Source organism: Acinetobacter sp. UBA5984 (assembly GCF_002429925.1).
Lineage (GTDB): Bacteria > Pseudomonadota > Gammaproteobacteria > Pseudomonadales > Moraxellaceae > Acinetobacter > Acinetobacter variabilis.
The window spans coordinates 149,465-164,771 of the sequence record NZ_DJBE01000053.1; the positions used below are offsets into that span (position 1 = coordinate 149,465).

The 15,307-nt window shown below is 41.8% G+C and carries 14 protein-coding genes and 4 tRNA genes; 10 read left to right on the forward strand and 8 right to left on the reverse strand.

Going from position 1 to position 15,307, the window contains the following annotated elements; all coding sequences use genetic code 11:
• Positions 1 to 557: 557 nt before the first annotated feature.
• Positions 558 to 3,005, reverse strand: a complete 2,448-nt coding sequence (rnr, locus tag B3J29_RS09070) for a ribonuclease R (protein WP_286965076.1) — start codon at positions 3,003 to 3,005, stop codon at positions 558 to 560.
• A 260-nt stretch (positions 3,006 to 3,265) separates the two neighbouring features.
• On the opposite strand from rnr, the gene B3J29_RS09075 reads away from it, so the two are divergent.
• The 5 genes from B3J29_RS09075 (at position 3,266) to B3J29_RS09095 (ending at position 4,600) form a co-directional block, all read left to right on the forward strand.
• Positions 3,266 to 3,355, forward strand: a tRNA-Ser gene (locus B3J29_RS09075).
• Between the two features lie 13 nt (positions 3,356 to 3,368).
• A tRNA-Arg gene (locus B3J29_RS09080) sits at positions 3,369 to 3,445 on the forward strand.
• Positions 3,446 to 3,494: 49 nt separating this feature from the next.
• Positions 3,495 to 3,571: transfer RNA gene (locus B3J29_RS09085), tRNA-Arg, on the forward strand.
• Positions 3,572 to 3,685: 114 nt separating this feature from the next.
• Positions 3,686 to 4,291: a dihydrofolate reductase family protein gene (locus B3J29_RS09090; RefSeq protein WP_286965078.1), complete on the forward strand. Its 606-nt coding sequence runs from the start codon at positions 3,686 to 3,688 to the stop codon at positions 4,289 to 4,291.
• A gap of 232 nt (positions 4,292 to 4,523) precedes the next feature.
• Positions 4,524 to 4,600, forward strand: a tRNA-Arg gene (locus B3J29_RS09095).
• A 101-nt stretch (positions 4,601 to 4,701) separates the two neighbouring features.
• Here the strand turns inward: B3J29_RS09095 and B3J29_RS09100 are convergent.
• Entirely contained in the window at positions 4,702 to 6,003 is a 1,302-nt protein-coding gene (locus tag B3J29_RS09100; RefSeq protein WP_286965080.1) for an SRPBCC family protein, read from the reverse strand.
• A 160-nt stretch (positions 6,004 to 6,163) separates the two neighbouring features.
• Between B3J29_RS09100 and B3J29_RS09105 the strand changes: the two genes are divergently transcribed.
• The 3 genes from B3J29_RS09105 to B3J29_RS09115 all read left to right on the forward strand — a co-directional run bounded on the left by B3J29_RS09105 (position 6,164) and on the right by B3J29_RS09115 (position 8,529).
• Positions 6,164 to 6,661 carry a YcxB family protein gene (locus B3J29_RS09105; RefSeq protein ID WP_034171605.1) on the forward strand — a complete coding sequence of 166 codons (498 nt, stop codon included), beginning with the start codon at positions 6,164 to 6,166 and terminating at the stop codon, positions 6,659 to 6,661.
• Positions 6,662 to 6,687: 26 nt separating this feature from the next.
• On the forward strand, positions 6,688 to 7,329 hold the full coding sequence (locus B3J29_RS09110) for a fumarylacetoacetate hydrolase family protein (RefSeq protein ID WP_005233782.1): 642 nt from the start codon (positions 6,688 to 6,690) through the stop codon (positions 7,327 to 7,329).
• A 261-nt stretch (positions 7,330 to 7,590) separates the two neighbouring features.
• A complete protein-coding gene (locus B3J29_RS09115; protein WP_034171606.1) occupies positions 7,591 to 8,529 on the forward strand; it encodes a DMT family transporter in 939 nt (312 codons plus the stop codon).
• A 127-nt stretch (positions 8,530 to 8,656) separates the two neighbouring features.
• Here B3J29_RS09115 and B3J29_RS09120 read toward each other — a convergent pair whose 3' ends face one another.
• A complete protein-coding gene (locus B3J29_RS09120) occupies positions 8,657 to 9,904 on the reverse strand; it encodes a YihY family inner membrane protein (RefSeq protein WP_286965084.1) in 1,248 nt (415 codons plus the stop codon).
• A gap of 113 nt (positions 9,905 to 10,017) precedes the next feature.
• Here B3J29_RS09120 and wrbA point away from each other — a divergent pair, with 113 nt between their 5' ends.
• Positions 10,018 to 10,614: an NAD(P)H:quinone oxidoreductase gene (gene wrbA, locus B3J29_RS09125; protein ID WP_166135591.1), complete on the forward strand. Its 597-nt coding sequence runs from the start codon at positions 10,018 to 10,020 to the stop codon at positions 10,612 to 10,614.
• A 51-nt stretch (positions 10,615 to 10,665) separates the two neighbouring features.
• Here the strand turns inward: wrbA and B3J29_RS09130 are convergent, their stop codons facing one another.
• The 4 genes from B3J29_RS09130 to B3J29_RS09145 all read right to left on the reverse strand — a co-directional run bounded on the left by B3J29_RS09130 (position 10,666) and on the right by B3J29_RS09145 (position 13,653).
• Positions 10,666 to 11,037 carry a hypothetical protein gene (locus tag B3J29_RS09130; RefSeq protein ID WP_286965086.1) on the reverse strand — a complete coding sequence of 124 codons (372 nt, stop codon included), beginning with the start codon at positions 11,035 to 11,037 and terminating at the stop codon, positions 10,666 to 10,668.
• A 395-nt stretch (positions 11,038 to 11,432) separates the two neighbouring features.
• Complete coding sequence (locus B3J29_RS09135; protein ID WP_005233791.1) at positions 11,433 to 12,008, reverse strand: xanthine phosphoribosyltransferase; 576 nt, start codon at positions 12,006 to 12,008, stop codon at positions 11,433 to 11,435.
• A 91-nt stretch (positions 12,009 to 12,099) separates the two neighbouring features.
• Positions 12,100 to 12,759 carry a DUF3108 domain-containing protein gene (locus B3J29_RS09140; RefSeq protein ID WP_373686180.1) on the reverse strand — a complete coding sequence of 220 codons (660 nt, stop codon included), beginning with the start codon at positions 12,757 to 12,759 and terminating at the stop codon, positions 12,100 to 12,102.
• Between the two features lie 207 nt (positions 12,760 to 12,966).
• On the reverse strand, positions 12,967 to 13,653 hold the full coding sequence (locus B3J29_RS09145) for a hypothetical protein (protein ID WP_208461907.1): 687 nt from the start codon (positions 13,651 to 13,653) through the stop codon (positions 12,967 to 12,969).
• A 262-nt stretch (positions 13,654 to 13,915) separates the two neighbouring features.
• Here B3J29_RS09145 and B3J29_RS09150 point away from each other — a divergent pair, with 262 nt between their 5' ends.
• Positions 13,916 to 14,773, forward strand: coding sequence for an energy transducer TonB (locus B3J29_RS09150; protein WP_286965094.1), 858 nt, complete (start codon positions 13,916 to 13,918; stop codon positions 14,771 to 14,773).
• Here the strand turns inward: B3J29_RS09150 and B3J29_RS09155 are convergent.
• The gene (locus tag B3J29_RS09155) at positions 14,770 to 15,171 is read right to left on the reverse strand and encodes a hypothetical protein (RefSeq protein WP_286965090.1); all 402 of its coding nucleotides are present in this window, start codon (positions 15,169 to 15,171) and stop codon (positions 14,770 to 14,772) included. The genes B3J29_RS09150 and B3J29_RS09155 overlap by 4 nt on opposite strands.
• Positions 15,172 to 15,307 lie beyond the last annotated feature (136 nt).

Genomic DNA, 15,307 nt, shown 5'->3' on the forward strand with positions numbered 1-15,307 from the left:
TAAAGCAGAAACTCAGAAGCAGATAACTCCATAACTGGTAAATGTCTATATTCTGTATCAAAGGAATAGGAGATATGATTTCGAACACCTTTGAATTTCACAGCCTGAGTAGTAATTGAAATACTGTTAGTTTCGCCTTTTAGTTTCGTATAAAGATAGGGTGGATACGTGGTCAAATTAATCCAAAGTGCTGAGATCATGACCGAAGGAAAGATAAAAAGACTATAAAATTTGGGGTGCTTTCTGAAATTACGCCAATGATAAGGTGGAAACCATAAACCATGCTGTTTGAGTCTTAAAAAATACAACAATATTCCAATACATATGACACAGCTTATAATCAATGCAAAATAATTCATAAGTGGTGTTGCCACGAAATTAAAATACTTGAGTGCAATAAAGTCACTGAAGATCAAAATTGTAAAAATCAGAATCGCATAGATATGCAAATGTTGTTTATTATTTGATGCAATAAGCATGATATTTTTTTAATCTTTATTTAACTGAATTATAAAATAAAAAGAGCGCCGTAGCGCTCTTTTTATGATCATCAAACATTATTCAGTCTTGGCTTTTGCATTCGACTTTTTCTTTTTGATCTTGGCTTTTTTCTTTACTTTATCTTTAGCCTTTGCTTCAGACTTTCCTGCAGATTTTTTAGCAGGCTTTTTGCTGTAGGAACTGGGCTTGGATTTGTCTTTTTTGCGTCGTATGGGCTGTTCTCCATCATCACTGGGCTGGGCTTTTTGCGTACGCTCATGATTATTGAAGACTTCCTCTTTTGCTTCCAGAGGTGGTGCAGGTTTTTTTTCTGCGACACGTGGAGCACGGGCGCGAATTGGACGACCCGCATGAGTCAGTTGCTGGATCAGTTCAAAGTCAATTTTACGTTCTTCCAGATTGACTCCAGCGACCTTGATCTTCACTTCATCGCCCAAACCAAAGATCTGACCACGGTTCTGGCCGACCAGACTCTGGCTGCTTTGATCAAAGACAAAGAAGTCATCGCCCAACTGGCTGACATGCACCATACCATCGACATAGAAGTCTTTCAGCGTGACAAATAAACCAAATTCAGCCGTTGCACTGATAATGCCAACAAACTCTTCACCTAAATGCTGCTGCATATAGTGACATTTCAGCCAGGTCGTTACAGAGCGGGAGGCTTCATCAGCACGGCGTTCTGTTGCTGAGAAATGCTCACCGGCATCATCTAAAGAGGCACCTGAAATTGGATATGGCTTTTTGCTCAGATGGGCTTTGATAGCACGATGTAATAACAGATCTGGGTAACGGCGAATTGGAGAGGTGAAGTGCGTATACGCTTCATAAGCCAGACCAAAATGACCAGCATTGTCGGCACCGTAATAGGCCTGCATCATGGAGCGTAATAACACGGCATGAATACTTGGCGCATCAATCCGGTCTTTGGTCGCTTCAATGACTGCCTGATAATCGGCCTGGGTTGGCTGTTCCGGGAATGGCAGACCCAGCAGTTTCACGAAATCACGAACTTTCTGGATACGCGAAAACTCAGGTGGTTGATGCACCCGGTACAGCATCGGTATTTCATTTTTCAATGCATATTCAGCTGCTGCAACGTTGGCCAGCAACATACATTCTTCAATCAGCTTATGCGCATCATTACGGGTACGTGGCAGAATTTCATTAATACCACCCAGCTCATCGAAAGTCATATAGGTTTCAATGGTTTCGAATTCCATTGCATTACGTTCAGCACGCAAGCCTTTTAGAATTTGATACAACTGGAACAGGGTATTTAGTGATTTACGTACACTACGATCTTCAGTAATCGCTGTACTGTCACCTTCAAAATACTTCGCGACCTGGTCATAAGTCAGACGTGCTTTGGAATGCATCACCGAAGGATAGAATTCATACCCGGTCACTCGGCCAGCACGTGACAGTTTCAGGTCACAGACCATGCACAGACGATCGACATTCGGATTTAATGAACACAGGCCATTAGAGAGTGCTTCAGGCAACATTGGTAAAACGAAGTGTGGGAAATACACGGATGTTCCACGTTCTTGCGCTTCATCATCCAATGGTTTGCCCGGACGTACATAATGACTCACATCAGCAATTGCAACGACCACACGATAGCCACCGCCCGGACGTTTTTCTGCATAGACTGCATCATCAAAGTCACGTGCATCTTCACCATCAATAGTGACAAGCGCTAAATCACGTAGATCGACACGGCCGTCACGATCTTTGGCAGAAGGCTCTTTAAAACTTTCCGCTTCTTTCAAGACTTCTTCAGGGAATTCATATGGCAGGCCATATTCCAGAATCGTCTGTGGAATGATGATTTCGGTATCGGCTTTGTCTGCCATCGACTGCACAATATGGCCAGTCGCAAATTCTTCTTTGGTCGGGTAGGTGTCAATTGCCACGCGGATTGAATCGCCGACTTTGACCTTGGCATGCTCGATCAGCTCCTTTTCTAGAGTAATAGGCTGATGTGCATTTGGATTAGCTGGCTGAACAAAGTATTCGCCTTCGTATTCAGACACTTTACCAATGATCTGTTTGACACGATGCTGCAAGACCTCGGTAATAAAGCCCCAGGCCTTGCCTTTGCGGTCTACTGAGGTCTGACGGACTTTGACACGGTCACCATTAAAGACCTGACGCAATTCACGCTCAGGTAAGAGCAGGTCATCTTCACCTGAAATATTGGCTGTACCGCTTCCCTTGGAGTTGATATATACCGTTGCTTCATGCTCAGGCTGTTCCGCCGCAATCTGGAACTTGTAACCGTCTTTCATCAATTGCCCGTCACGTACCATCGCAATCAGACGATGGCTCAGGGCATCAATACTTTTTTGATCGGCAATTTCAAAATATTCTACCAAGTCGGCATGGGACAGGGCAGTTTTTTCTTCTATAGTTTCGAGAATCAGGGTACGGCTTGGAATAGGGTTGTCATAACGTTCGGCTTCAGCTTTTGCTTCAGGATCGACCCAATTTTTCATCATATCTTTAAAGTATCCTTGGAGATAGGTTTAGCATAAGTCATGTCAGTGCAGACTGCACGTAAATGATTGCAATAATCTGTTTAAGTTTTCGATTTTTGGCTAATTTTAGATAACTAGAAATTTATCGGGTTTTTCAGGACTTAAATGACTAAAAACAGGGAAATTGTTTAAAAAGTATTTAAACGAGCAAAAATATGCAGTTTTTTTTCAAGCTGTGCTTGCAGTGCTATGCCGAAATTTGTATTATGGCGGCACGTTACGGTGAGATGGGTGAGTGGCTGAAACCACGTCCCTGCTAAGGACGCATACGGGTAACTGTATCGAGGGTTCGAATCCCTCTCTCACCGCCACTTTACTTATGTCGCGCTCATAGCTCAGCTGGATAGAGCACTTGGCTACGAACTAAGGGGTCGGGAGTTCGAATCTCTCTGAGCGCACCAATAAGTAAACCGGAAAATAACGTAGTCTAATAAAGACGACACAAGTTACGCGCTCATAGCTCAGCTGGATAGAGCACTTGGCTACGAACTAAGGGGTCGGGAGTTCGAATCTCTCTGAGCGCACCAACTTGAACAATGAACCGCACATGTTGCGGTTTTTTTGTGCCTAAAATTTACAGAATCCGCCTCAATCACATGCTAAAAATAAATCCTAGATGACTCAATAATAAGGGCAGCGTGATGAGAAAAATCATTGTCCAGGAATTTCTGACTCTAGACGGTGTAATGCAGGCACCCGGCGGTCCGGAAGAAGATACATCGGGTGGCTTTCAATATGGTGGCTGGGTGGCGCCGTATTTTAGTGCTGAACCCGATTCAGCATTTGATCACATCATGCAAAAATGGATGCAGTCTACCGATATTTTGATTGGTAAGAATACCTTTCAGATTTTTGGACCTTACTGGCCGAAGCATGCTGAAGACTGGCCAGGAATTAATGAAGTAAATAAATATGTGCTATCCACCAGTTTGGATCACTCGGACTGGCAAAATACGATCTTTCTAAAAAATATTGATGAAATCGTTAACCTGAAGGCTTCAGGGGAGGAGGATCTTCGGGTGTATGGCAGTGCCGCAGTGGCACAGGCACTTTTTAAGCATGATCTTGTGGATGAACTCTATTTAATGACCTTTCCTGTAATATTGGGCAAAGGAAAACGTCTATGTGTCGAAGACTCTACGCCGGCAGCATTTGCACTGACAGATCATCAAGTTACTTCAAATGGCGTGGTATTGAGCTGTTATCAGCGGGCAGGCGAGGTTAAAACTGGCCTGGTTGGGGAGTAGCTCCATTAGACTGTGAGCAAATGAATATGAGGTAGTTGAAGATTAATTTAGCTAATCCTGAAATCTCGCCAAGTCTGGGTTATTGTTTTTAACTCTAAATCCGCAGGAATTTTCATCAAAAAAACTGAAAATATTGCAGTATCGTTTAATTACTGTACGTTCGGTTATGATTTTATTAAAAAACACTTAACAAGTATTGAAAACTCTATATAATGCACTCCATCAAGACGTCGCGCTCATAGCTCAGCTGGATAGAGCACTTGGCTACGAACTAAGGGGTCGGGAGTTCGAATCTCTCTGAGCGCACCAATCTTGATAAAGAATTCTGAAAAAACCGCACATTAATGCGGTTTTTTTACGTCTGTAGTTTTTTAATTTTTCATATAAAAAACCAATAATTAGAAATGAACTTAAGATTTCAATTTCTGCTGTATCTTCAAGGCGTAGACAGTATTGCCACCAACAGCCGGCAACATGTCATGATAGGGAAGGCTGCGCATGGCTTTCAGTAAAAAAGGCGCCTGATCATGAATTTTCATGGAACTGGTAATCTGGAATAGCGTTCCCTGAGATTGAGGCAAAAGCTTCATTCCACCTCGTACAAATTTTAAATCTCCGCCATTGGCATAGAACTGGTTTTGTAAGGTATTTGGCTGTTCAAAACGCATTTTAAAATTAAAGGAAATCTGAATGACGCCCAAGCCGACTGATACCTTGTATTTAGCATCAATACTTTGCGGGTTGACTGGATTCAGTTCCACTTTTTTGATTTGTCGTGGAAAGAGTTTCTGGCTGGCCTGAGCCGATAACCAGGGCTGCAGCTTCTCAGTCGGATGCGAGAAATATTGATAGGTGGTACTGAATCTTAGATTTTCTGAATCTTTACCGGCCTTGACCTGATAATTGGGCAAAATAAAGCTGACTGGCTGTCCTGATTTCTGACTGAGCTGGGCAATTTTCTGAGTTTGTTGATTGCTGAGTTGAACTTGAGGCACTGCCGTATTTAAAGCTATGGCAGCAGGATATTTAAAGCGCTGTTGTAAAGCTTCAAGCAGAAAGGCATTGGTGCCGGCGGGAATGCCGAGTTTGGCTTCCGGTAGGGCATTTAGAATCTTGCTAAACAGAAAACCTTGTGGCTGGTTCAGATCGCCCCATTGCGTCACCGTCACTAAGGTTTTATTGGGACTCAGTGCAAACCATTCCAGCTTTCCGGCCCCATAGGGAATTGGCGCATCCAGAATCAGTGTGCTGATACTGTTATTTTCCAGATGATGCTGCATCACCACAGTTTCTTTAAAATTTAAGACTGGAATTGGGGTAGGAATATGCACCTGATATTTGACTTGTTGAATGCTACCTTGCTGTTCAATCACTTTGGCGGATTTCAGGGTCGGAAACAGGCCGACATAATTCGGATAATGTTGCAGTAATTTTTCGATTTGTACTTCGGATGCAGGCAAGACTACAGCCGCACTATAAAACTGGGATTTGCTACTAGAAGCCGTTTTAAAAGTCGGTAGATGGGTTTTGCTGGCAGGATGCGCATAAATCAGGATACGCTCGCCAGTGAGTTCGGCCAGTTGCTGAGAATTGCCTTGAAATACATCAAGACTGCTTGGCAGATTAGGGGTCCATGGCGTTATTTTTGCGAAAGCCGGTGAGATTGCAAATAAGGTGCTACTCATCAGCAAATAGGGGATTAATCCTTTCATCCAATATCCTATTGTGTGTTTTTTGTTTTTATAATGATTTATTTAAAACTAAATTCAGTTATTTCCAAAGCAAAGTTATGTAATTGATAGCATAAGCCATGAGTTTTAAGCATATTTTGATATAGTATGGGTCAGGATTTTATATTTTTGATGTGATGCTATGACTGAGTCAGCACCGACTTTATCCACCCGTTATTATCTCACTCTAGAAGAATCTCAGGATGGATTTGCCCTGGCCACTTTTGGTAAAAAACAGATTTCACGCTTTCTAACGCCTTTGGTCAGCATCGGAATTATTATCTGGGGCTTTTCAATGGGCCTGAATGGGGTTGGTCGTTATTATGTGGCTTTGGGTGCCTTCTTCCTGATTCTGCAGGGTATCATGCGCTACTGGTTCCTGCCGATGATGTTTAAGCGCCAGTTTGTAAAATATCAGTTTGGAAAAAGTGAACAGGGCATTGACCTGTTTCAGGACTATGCAGAAATTTTCAATAACGAGCGTAGCAAGGTCGTGCATTATAATGAAGTACAAAGTTTTGCCATCGGCAAGCTGACCTATATGCTGGAACTGAAAAACCGTACAGTGGTGATTGTGCCAAAACGTGCCTTTAAAGATGGTACTGAGCAAAGCATTTTCGAAAATACCTTCAAGAAATAAGACAGATCAAGAACAGGAAAGAGATCATGAGTATACGTCCATCGAAAATTGTTTGTGTCGGTCGCAGTTATGCTGACCATGCCAAAGAGCTTGGAAATGCGGTACCTGATCGTCCTGTACTGTTTATCAAGCCACCGAGTGCTTTGACATCACTGGATGCTGGTATTGAATGGAATCCGGACTGGGGTAACTGTCATTATGAGTGTGAACTAAGTTTGCGTATTGACCGTACCTTAAGCAAGGAAAATGATCCTGCCAAAGTTTTGCAGGCAATTGGCGCTGTGACTTTAGGTCTAGATCTGACCTTACGTGATCTGCAGGATGACCTGAAGAAAAAAGGTCAACCTTGGGAACGGGCCAAAGCTTTTGATGGTTCTTGTGTACTTGCTGACTGGATGCCAGTAGGCGATGTGATTGCTGACTGGAAAGATGTGCACTATACGCTGGAGATCAATGATGAGCTGCGTCAAAAAGGCGATACAGCTTTATTGATTTTTGATATTGCAACTTTATTGGCAGACATTAGTCAAGTATTTACACTTGAAGAAGGCGATGTGGTCATGACCGGTACACCAGCAGGGGTGGCTGCCTTGCAATCGGGTGATCAATTGAAAATGACCCTAAAAGGCCAAAATCAGGATTATGTCTGGACGACATTTGTAAAGTAAGACCGGATTTTTGAGATCAAGGAGCCGAAGGGCTCCTTTATTTTGCTTAGAAAAGTGTAATGAGCAAGGGATAATTTATCAAATTGATCAGACGCGGTTGCCATTCGGTTTCTAGATATAGATTGGGTAGTGTCTAAATCGTTTTTTATGCATCCCCATTCTTAACTGAATCACCCCCTCATTGATCTGTTTTGAAGTATATCTTCTACTTCTAACATTTTTAGTATGTAGCGGCTCAAATCGAGAACAGGACTATATTTTTTGAATCATCGTCAGGCACTAGATGTCAAAGCATCTGCCATTATGTTTGTACTATGTATGTTGTGGGGTTTGCAGCAGGTCGTGCTGAAATGGGCGGCCAGTGATATTTCTGCCCTGATGCAAATTGCATTACGTTCAGCCTTATCTGTATTTATGGTTTACCCTTTAATTCAGCAGAGTGTGCGCCGTCAGCTTTGGAGTGCACGATACTTGTCTGCGGGTTTACTGGTGGGTGTGCTGTTTGCCGCTGAATTTTATCTGGTGGGTGAGGCACTGCGTTATACCTCAGCTTCGCATACCATTGTCTTGCTCTATACTGCACCGATTTTTGTGGCTTTAGGTTTGCATTGGAAACTGCCGGCGGAACGTTTGTCTCATGTGCAATGGGGAGGAATTTTTCTTGCCTTTAGTGGTATTGTGGTGAGTTTCCTGCTGCGCCCGCAGACAGGATCTGCTTTACAATCTCATGCCTTATGGGGGGATTTTCTGGCATTACTGGCTGGTGTATTCTGGGCAGCCACGACCGTAAGTGTGCGTCTTAGCCGGCTGGCTGAAGCGCCTGCAACCCAAACTTTATTCTATCAATTGCTGATCGCTGGTATGGTGTTGTTGCCTTTGTCCTTTTTGACTGGGCAAGCCAGTATTCAATGGACAACTTTGTCGATTTCCAGCCTGATTTTTCATACGGTGGTGATTTCCTTTGCCAGTTATCTGATCTGGTTCTGGATGCTAAAACACTACCTGGCTTCACGTTTAGGGGTGTTTTCCTTTTTAACACCAGTATTTGGCATGCTGTTTGGCGTATTGATTCTAAATGAGCATATTGAGATCAACTTTATTGTTGGTACTTGTATGGTAATGCTAGGCGTGATTCTGGTGAGTTTACAAGGATGGTTAAAGAAGCCTGAGCCTCAGATCAAGACTCAAACCTCTATATAAAAACCCGGTCAATGAAAATGACGACACCTGGTTTTTGGATTATAGCTTTAATGAAAGCAAGGACGATTATCCGCTGAAAATCAAATCAATCTACTTAAAAAAATCCTCTCAAAAGAGAGGATTGAATTTATTTACTGCGGAACAGTTCTGATAATGGAAAATTGAGTTTTTCTTCCAGAAATTGATCAGTTTCATTCAGTTTGGGTGAGAATTTTTGCATCCAGAAATCATCGGTATGTACAGCAGTCAGATGCTGTTTGCGCGGCAATGGATAAGGAAGCTGTAGATAAAAATTCCAGAAGCTGACCTGATCTAGATCGCGTACCAGCACATATTCATTATCATCCGTGCGTTTAATCAGATTCTGTTTTTCAAACATGCTGACATAGCTTGGCCAGCGTCCAATTTCATCCCGTCCTAAAACTTCTAGTGCCTGGGCTTCGCTGACACTTTCACCAGTTTTCTGCTTTTTATAAAATAGTTCTAATAGATCCAGCAACATGACAATAGGATGACGCTTATTGTCCTGTCCAGATTCGAATGCAGTCAGGGCATAACTGATTTCCACGCCCAACAATACAATAATCCAGGACAGGTAAATCCAGAGCAGGAAAATAGGAACTGCTGCGAAAGCGCCGTAAACAATTTCATAACTGGTAAAGTTTGACATCAAAAAGCCAAACAGGTTTTTTAATAGCTCAAATACGATGGCACTAAACAGGCCGGCAATTAAAGCAGACTTGAGCGGTACACTTCGATTAGGAATAGTCCAGTTCAGAATAAAAAAGCCAAGCACGGTCAGAGAAAAGGAAATTACCGAGAGAATAAAGGCGCCATCCAGTTCATAACCGGCAAAGTTATTACTGAGAATATTCATGGAGGCCAAAGTAGAAGAAATCACAAAGGCGCTGCCCAGCAAAATTGGACCAAGTGAAATTATGGTCCAGTAACGCATAAAACCGATAATGCCACCGCGGGTTTCAGTCACACGCCAGATCCGATTAAAGACCGTTTCGATGCTACTGAGCATCAGTACTGTGGTAATGAATAAGAAAAGAATACCGATAATAGTTAAATTGCTGGACTTCTCCGTGAAGGCATTGAGCGCTTTATCGAAGGCGATGGTCGTTTTAGGTAGAAAGTTACTATAGATCAGTTGTTGGAGCTGTTGTCTTGCGGGTTCCAATGCTTTGATTGAAGAGATAATGACCAAAAAAACGGTCAGCATCGGAACTACAGCAAACAGGGTGGTATAGGTCAGGGAACCTGCCTGCTCACGACAACGGTCAGTCTCAAAACGCCGTAGTACAAATAAAATAAATTGAAACCAGTGTTTTTCATAAAAAGGTAACTTCTTTAAATATTCAACGATCATGCGCTTTAAATCTCAATTTTTTTATTCATCATGAATTTTCATTCTTCAGCTTACCCAAAAAAGTTGCGAAATACCGTATAGTTTTATTTTTTTAAGTAATGAATAAGAACTTTATGCAACCTTATGTCCTTGTTTTATATTACAGCAAATATGGCTCAACCAAAGAAATGGCGCATCTGATTGCGAATGGTGTTGAAGCAGCAGGGATGGCTGTAAAAATTCGTACTGTTCCGAATATTGCGACGGTGGTGAAAGAAGCAGAACCAAGCATTCCGGCAGAAGGTGATATCTACTGTACTTTAGATGATCTTGCCCAGTGTGCTGCTTTGGCATTAGGTTCACCTACCCGCTTTGGGAATATGGCTTCAGAAATGAAATACTTCTGGGATCAGACCACCAGTTTATGGCTGAATGGTGCTTTGCATGGTAAGCCAGCCTGTGTTTTTACCGCGTCAGGCTCAATGCATGGCGGACAGGAAAGTACTTTACTGACGATGCTACCGCCATTGTTTCATCATGGCATGATGATCATGGGATTAAGCAATGCGACACCAGCTTTGTCTAATACTAAAAGTGGTGGCACGCCTTATGGCGCAAGTCATGTTAGTGGCCCACGACATGACCAAGGTTTAAGCCAGGATGAGAAAATTTTGTGTGAAGTACAGGGTAAACGTCTAGCCGAAGTTGCTTTAAAACTCTATCAGGCTTAAGAAATTAATTAAAAAAGGAAATGAAGAATTAGCTTCATTTCCTTGATTTTATTAATCTTCTTTTTGATCTTTTTGACTGAATCTGTGTTTGCAATTCAGACACTGATAATCCAGAAACAGATTACGATCTACTGAAACGCCTGCTTTTTTACCTAAGAAGTTTCCGACCACGCCCCCAGTAATGCCTACGCTGATTGCGCCTACGAAGGTTCCCACCGTGCCGCCTACAATTACCCCTAAAGGACCTGCGACTGTACCAATGGCAGCGCCAATTGAAGCGCCAGAGGCTGCGCCACCCACTGTACCGGCCGTGGCACCGGCTGAGGTCATTAAAATACCACCAATTTTTTTCAAATTCTTTTCGTGATCACGTAGCTCAATTTCCGTTGAACCACATTTAGGACATTGCATAGGATTTTCCATCAGCGATTAGTATTTATTCATTTTAAGCAAATGTGTGACATGGGATCTTACTTAGACCAGTAGCTATCCAACACATCCGGCTTAACAGTATGTCGGTTCTGAATATTGAAGTCAGGAACATTCCATACCAATTTGATTCTAGTGGAATTTTATTCAGAGAAGTTTAGCTGAGTTGTAAATACATGCATTTTCCACTTTTATAATTTTTTGCTGGATAAGACGATTAATATGTAGGGTTAAGGTATCAATGCACTTTTTTATGGGTTTAGGCGGGCATTTTTTGTCTAAAGGGTGATGAATCTAAGGTAGATTATATTTGTTCTTAGCTAACCGAAATTAAAAAAATCCAATAAAAAAGAGTGCCGAAGCACCCTTTAAAATATTCATTTGTAAACTTAATCGCGAACAAATTCGACAGTACCATTTGCCAAAGATTTCACACGCGCTAATGATTCAACGCGGTAACCTTTTTCAAGTAACAGGTCACGGCCTGGCTGGAATGATTTTTCAATCACAATTCCGATCCCTACCACTTCAGCATTCGCCTGATGAATCAAGTCAGCAAGACCAAGTGCTGCCTGACCATTTGCCAGGAAGTCATCGATTACTAAAACTTTATCAGTTGAGCTGATGTGTTTGTTTGAAATGGCAATCGTGCTTTCAGTCTGTTTGGTAAATGAAAATACTTTAGAACGGTATAAATCATCTTTTAAAGTGAGAGACTGGTATTTACGTGCAAAAATCACTGGAACACCAAGCTCTAAGCCTGCCATGACTGCAGGTGCAATACCCGATGCTTCAATGGTAATAATTTTGGTAATACCAGCATCTTTAAACAGACGCGCAAATTCCTGACCAATTTGCTGCATCATGATTGGATCAATTTGGTGATTTAAGAAAGAGTCAACTTTCAAAACTTCTTCAGATAGAACGATACCTTCGGCTAAGATTTTCTGTTCTAGTGCGTGCACGGGAGAATCCTCAAGAGCAGGTGCTTTTTAAAGCAAAAGCGTATTGTAAAAAGCACCCAAAAAAAATCAAGCGAAATTCACCAAAAAAACCTTAGTTCGTTTTACCGTTATAGCCGGTCAGCAGTAAACCGTAAGAGGTTTTCTTGTCGACATGCGATACTTTGACTGGTAAGTAGTCCAGTTTCGGTGCTAACCAGAAAGTAGTTTCACGGCCTGGTTTGTTGTGTTTAATCACTACTTTAATGGTACTAAATGAACCATATTTGGTGCTCACCGTTTCTGTACCTTGTTTGACGAATTTACGGCCTTCCACTTCTTTGGCATCAGCAATATAGTAATTCGATTTTAAACCACCATTTTTCAGGTCTTCACGAATCTGCAATTCAGCATTTAGCTCATCCAGTACATCTGCTCTCCAGGCAAAAGAACGTTTTTCATCATCCTTCTTGGTACTGATTGTTTTGCTAGAAGGATTAAAGTTAATACTCATGGTATTGCTATGCACCAGAATCTTACTGGTACGGCTGAAACTGCTTGAACCAATCTTGCCATTATTAAAAGTGAAACGGCTAGTTTCAGTCGCCGAAGCAACACCACCTGCTTTGGCTGCAAAAACATAGGTCCAGTTATTACCAGATTTGCTCAAGGTACGGGTAGCAGAACCCATATTTTTTCCATTGTAGCTAAACTGGTAATTGGCTTGGAAAGGCGCCATGGCGAAGGTCTGGGTGGATAAACCAGTAAGTACCATTGCGGTAGTCAAGCCTGCAGTCACACCTAAAGTTTTGAATACAGTTTTCGCCATAAAAAATTGTCCTGTGTAATTTCAGATAAAATTGATCACTTTCCACTTTTTATTATTTGGTCAAAATATGGAAAATGAAGGGAGATTTTCAATAAAAATGTATATTTCATGTATTTACTGGTGTGTTTGTTTAGGTGTTGAATTACACACAGTTTAAGTCGGTTCTTTCTGTTTGATCGGTGTGACTTTATTGTCATCCATGTCGTCTTCGTCCCATTTCTCTTCTTTTTCCTGAGAAAGCTTTCTGAACAGGGCTGCAAGATTCACATTACCGATCACGACCAGTTCAGCTTCACGAAGTACTGCATGGTTCACATGAACCTTACCAAGTGTCTCAATCACCGAGCGGTTTTTACCTAACCAGCGATTCAGATCTAGATGCAATAAATCATCTTTTACTTTAATGACGCCGAGTTTTTCCAGAATCATGCCCAGAGGATCCTTGTTCAGCACGCGCTGATAGAAAAATAGGGCAAAGCGCACACCCAGTTTATAAAAGACATTTGGGTATTTGGCTTCAATCAACTGGGTATCACTGATCTGTTCAAATACGATGAGCTGCGTATTCTTATTCAGCTCCATTTGCACCAGTTTCAAATCAACCGATAAGGTCACGTTCAGACCTTTATAGTCCAGCGTAGCATAGAGTCGTAACCAGTCATCATGCAGATCGGCATGCAGATCTTTCAGCATGGAAACATTGTCAGTGACAAAACGTTGAAATGTCGCATTCAGGAAAACTTGAGACAAAGGGAATTCGCGTTCATCCTCAATAAATCCTTCCGCCTTTTGATACGCCTGGCGAAGTTTATTAGAAATATTGGAAATTAGCGTTTGCATCTTTAAGCATCCTGGCAACTATATGTTTTAATTCGAAGTGTATCTTGTCGAATTGTATAAAAAATACAAGAGTTTCAGCTTGCAGTTTAGCAAAATAAATAGCACCATTTTTAGGGTTTTAGTTATGTAACGTTGAAGATTTGATAGGTTTGGCATTTTTAAAAGAAAAATGCAAAGCTGTTTATTTTTTAATTTTTAAAAATGCTGTTTGAGGGATGAACTCAAGTCTGGGTTCGTAGCGATGAGATCAACCATGATATTAATGCCTCTGGTCAAAGCCTGGTGGAAAGATCCAATTTTTAATAGCGCTGTATTTGCAGCTGTTATTTTGCATGTGATTTTTCTCACGCTGGAATTTGGTATGCCACAAGATCAGGAGAGCATGACTAAAGAAATTGCAGTCAGTATTCGTCAAACTGATGAAAAAATTGAGCATGCAGATTTTCTGGCTCAAACTGACCAGCAAGGTTCAGGTAAATTTCGTGAAGCACATCGTATGTCGAGCGATATGCCTGCACCGTTGATGGAGCAAAAGACCGGAGAAGAGCAGCAAGAAAGTCCGGACATGTTGCAACAGCAGCGCGAATTAAGCTTTGAAGAAAAAGTACTGATGACGACTTTAAGCTGGCAAAAACAGGCAGAAGAAAATCAGCGCAAAAAAATGCAGGAACATTTACAAAGTCAGTTTCAGGCCAAAGCCACTATGGTAGCCAGTCTTGAAGCCCAATATCTGCAACGACAACAAAACTTCAGTCGTCAGCAAAAAATTAAAACCGTAGATGGCATCCAGTCCAAACAGGATGTCTCTGCGGCTTATCTGGAAAAATTCCGTCAAAAAGTAGAGTTCTATGGTAACCGCTATTATCCAGACGCGGCCAAACAGCAGAATCTGGCAGGAGAGGTGCGTTTGATGGTGATCTTAAACCAGAACGGCGGAATCCGTGCAATTCGCTTAATTGACAGTTCAGGACATAGCTTGCTAAATGAAGCTGCAAAATCTTCAGTACGCAAGGCAGCACCGTTCGGAGCATTTGATGCCAAGATGTCGGATATTTCCGAGTTACGAATCATTCGAACCTGGCGCTTTGATCCGGCTGAAGCAGAATTTGAGGTGCGTTAATCCAGGCGCTTCGCCTGTATATAACTACCTTGCTGAGTTCCATCATCCCAAACCACATTTAAATGGTTTTCATCTATGGCTAGATATTTGGGAAATATCATTAAGTCCTGGTACTTTGGATCTGCTTTTAAGCCAATACACTCTTTATTTTGCCACCATGTTCCTTCGGCAAATTGATCCAGAGCACCATAGGCCAGATACCATTTAAAGGTACCATCTGCTTGCAGAAGCAACTCCGAACCTAATTCCATAACTCCGTTTAAATAATAATGGCCTGCCCATAAGCTTTGGTTCTGTTGAAATTTGATTTTTGGGCACATGGGAATTGAGTGGGCATAAAGTAGTGAACACAGCCAGGGAGAGAAAATAAGTAATGCAGTCGAGAACAATCTTTTCATTACGTTCTCCTAAAATTTTTGAAGCACAGTTCTTCGTTAAAGTTCATTATGTGCTTATGGATTTCTGGAAGAAATCATGAATGCGTAAGCAGATATTTTTTAAAACTCTGTATCTAAGAACAGATCAAGAAAAAAA

Bases quoted from the DNA above. Each gene is read 5' to 3' on its own strand.
- rnr (WP_286965076.1), bottom strand. From the start codon at position 3,005: ATGATGAAAAATTGGGTCGATCCTGAAGCAAAAGCTGAAGCCGAACGT.
- B3J29_RS09090 (WP_286965078.1), top strand. From the start codon at position 3,686: ATGAGAAAAATCATTGTCCAGGAATTTCTGACTCTAGACGGTGTAATG.
- B3J29_RS09100 (WP_286965080.1), bottom strand. From the start codon at position 6,003: ATGAAAGGATTAATCCCCTATTTGCTGATGAGTAGCACCTTATTTGCA.
- B3J29_RS09105 (WP_034171605.1), top strand. From the start codon at position 6,164: ATGACTGAGTCAGCACCGACTTTATCCACCCGTTATTATCTCACTCTA.
- B3J29_RS09110 (WP_005233782.1), top strand. From the start codon at position 6,688: ATGAGTATACGTCCATCGAAAATTGTTTGTGTCGGTCGCAGTTATGCT.
- B3J29_RS09120 (WP_286965084.1), bottom strand. From the start codon at position 9,904: ATGATCGTTGAATATTTAAAGAAGTTACCTTTTTATGAAAAACACTGG.
- wrbA (WP_166135591.1), top strand. From the start codon at position 10,018: ATGCAACCTTATGTCCTTGTTTTATATTACAGCAAATATGGCTCAACC.
- B3J29_RS09130 (WP_286965086.1), bottom strand. From the start codon at position 11,037: ATGGAAAATCCTATGCAATGTCCTAAATGTGGTTCAACGGAAATTGAG.
- B3J29_RS09140 (WP_373686180.1), bottom strand. From the start codon at position 12,759: ATGGTACTTACTGGTTTATCCACCCAGACCTTCGCCATGGCGCCTTTC.
- B3J29_RS09145 (WP_208461907.1), bottom strand. From the start codon at position 13,653: ATGCAAACGCTAATTTCCAATATTTCTAATAAACTTCGCCAGGCGTAT.
- B3J29_RS09150 (WP_286965094.1), top strand. From the start codon at position 13,916: ATGCCTCTGGTCAAAGCCTGGTGGAAAGATCCAATTTTTAATAGCGCT.
- B3J29_RS09155 (WP_286965090.1), bottom strand. From the start codon at position 15,171: ATGAAAAGATTGTTCTCGACTGCATTACTTATTTTCTCTCCCTGGCTG.